Origin of the sequence: Marinobacter sp. F3R08 (genome assembly GCF_018860425.1) — a bacterium.
In the GTDB taxonomy this organism is placed as follows: domain Bacteria; phylum Pseudomonadota; class Gammaproteobacteria; order Pseudomonadales; family Oleiphilaceae; genus Marinobacter.
Map to the genome: position 1 here is coordinate 1 of NZ_JAHKPI010000021.1, position 2,419 is coordinate 2,419.

3 protein-coding genes and 1 pseudogene are annotated in these 2,419 nt (G+C 47.1%); all 4 read left to right on the forward strand.

Annotated elements, in window-relative coordinates; translation table 11 throughout:
- Positions 1 to 1,073 (forward strand): TrbI/VirB10 family protein (locus KO499_RS14685; protein WP_215984524.1); only part of this gene is annotated, 1,073 nt, incomplete at its 5' end.
- Between the two features lie 17 nt (positions 1,074 to 1,090).
- Positions 1,091 to 1,873 (forward strand): P-type conjugative transfer protein TrbJ, encoded by a 783-nt coding sequence (gene trbJ, locus KO499_RS14690; RefSeq protein WP_012774854.1) that lies wholly within the window; start codon positions 1,091 to 1,093, stop codon positions 1,871 to 1,873.
- 5 nt (positions 1,874 to 1,878) lie between these two features.
- Positions 1,879 to 2,106 carry an entry exclusion lipoprotein TrbK gene (gene trbK / locus KO499_RS14695; RefSeq protein WP_086959606.1) on the forward strand — a complete coding sequence of 76 codons (228 nt, stop codon included), beginning with the start codon at positions 1,879 to 1,881 and terminating at the stop codon, positions 2,104 to 2,106.
- Positions 2,107 to 2,115: 9 nt separating this feature from the next.
- Positions 2,116 to 2,419: pseudogene (locus tag KO499_RS14700) on the forward strand (P-type conjugative transfer protein TrbL); the annotation flags it as partial.

Here is a 2,419-nt window from a genome sequence, read left to right on the forward strand (position 1 = left end):
CCGTTACGGTAGCTCGTCCAGCTAATCCAGACTTGCCACCAACGCCACCGCAAAACCCAACGCTAAATAGTCCAGAAATGGATGATGAAGCCCAGCGTATCCGTATGGCTAAGCTACAAATGCTACAAGAAGCTGTCAGCGCAAGAACAGGCGTTCAGGCGGTAGCTCCGCGCAGCAGTAATTCAGCCCCGGCTCCAGGTTCTCGCCCTGAGACTCGTAAAGAAATGCTCGCAGAAATTGCGCGTGTTCGTAGTCAAACGGCATCGCTCCGAAGCACTGACCCTAATGCAGTGTACCAAGAAGGATTAGCCCAAGCTCAGAATAGGAATAGAGGCGGCGGTTTTGGTGGCAGTTCATCAAACAGTGCGCCAATGCTCATGCAAACGTCAGCTCAAGGTGGTGCTAATGGATACGGAGAGTTTGATAGTAATGGCGGCGACCGTTGGCAGCTTAATTCACAAATGCAGGCGCCTCGTACACCTTTCGAGCTAAGAGCTGGCTTCGTAATTCCTGCCACGCTTATTTCAGGTATCAACTCAGATCTTCCAGGTCAGATTATGGCCCAAGTGTCTCAGAACGTTTCCGATACCGCGACAGGGAGTCACTTGTTGATTCCGCAGGGTTCTCGCCTCATTGGTTCTTATTCTAGCGATGTAGCTTACGGACAAGAGCGCGTGTTAGTTGCTTGGCAACGGATCATCTTTCCCGATGGTAAAGCAATGGATATCGGATCAATGCCAGGCGCGGATTCAGCAGGTTATTCAGGTTTCCACGACCAAGTAAATAACCACTATGTGCGTATCTTTGGTTCGGCTTTCTTAATGTCAGGTATCACAGCAGGTATCACATTAAGCCAGGACAACGACAACAGCAGCGATGGTAACGACCGTCAACGTGCAAGTGATGCGCTAAGTGAAGCTCTAGGCCAGCAGCTAGGACAAGTAGCTGTAGAGATGATCAGAAAAAATATGAATATTGCGCCGACTTTGGAAATTCGTCCTGGTTATCGCTTCAACGTAATTGTTACCAAAGACATGACTTTTTCTAAGCCATACAGCTCATTTGATTACTAACGCCAGGAGATAATGAAATGAAAACAAAAGGAAGAATTTTAGCCGCTAAAACTGTGCTGGTTGTCGCAATGGCAACGGGCTCGGTCGCTACTCTGATAACACAACCAGTGCAAGCAGGTATCCCTGTAATTGACGGTGGTAACTTGGCTCAAAATATTGTGACAGCGATGCAGGCTGCGGCACAAACGGCCAAACAGATTGAACAGTATCGCACTCAATTAAGTCAGTACGAAAACATGCTGCAAAACTCGTTGGCCCCAGCTGCTTATATTTGGGACCAAGCACAATCGACCATCAATGGCTTAGTGCAAGCAACGAATACACTTCAATATTACCAAAATCAGCTTGGGAGCTTAGATCGTTATCTTGGAAAATTCCAAGACGTTGCGTATTACCGTAGCTCGCCTTGTTTCTCAAATTCTGGTTGTAGTGAGGCTGAATGGTCAGCAATGAATGAGAATCGCCGCCTGGCGTCAGAATCCCAAAAGAAGGCTAATGATGCTTTGTTTAAAGGTTTAGAAAAGCAGCAGGACAATATAAAAGACGATGCTCGCCAGCTGCAACGACTCCAATCAACAGCGCAAGGGGCGCAAGGTCAACTAGAAGCTATTGGTTATGCCAATCAGCTCGCCAGTAACCAAACTAACCAACTGTTACAAATCCGTAGTTTGCTGATTGCTCAACAGAACGCAGTAGCAACCCGTATGCAAGTTGTGGCCGATAGAGAAGCGCAACACCAAGCCTCAGCTGAACAGCTCCGAAAAGGAAGCTACACACCAAGCCCAGCGCGTACCTGGTAAGGAAAATGATGAAATTTAACAAATTACAAGCACTAGGAGCCGTCATTCTGACGGCCCTATTAGCCGGATGTGGTGACGAACCCATGCCAGAAGTAAATGATGTGAATTGCACTATCAGCAACATCAAGAAAATTGAAAACCAAGAGACAAAAAAGGAATTTGCAACTAAGTGTCTACGCCGTAGCAGCACTGGTGACGGTGAACTCAAATCTAGCCCTAAAAAAGAATGGTAAGGAACTAATATGAAACTGCCAGCCAATCTTAAAATCGTTATGCCTGTGGTCGTCTGGTTGGCGTTTTTGATTGCCACCCCAGCTCATGCAGCAATCGACAACTCAGGCTTACTTGATGATGTACTTGCTCGCTACTCTACAGCCGCGGCCAGCTGGGCCAGCATTATCGTCGATGCGGCTAGTTGGTTATTTTGGACTCTAGCTGTTATTTCGATGGTGTGGACGTTCGGACAAATTCTTATACGCCAAGGAGGATTAAGCGAGATTTTTGCTGAGTTGATCCGATTCACTGTGGTTACAGGTTTCTTTTGGT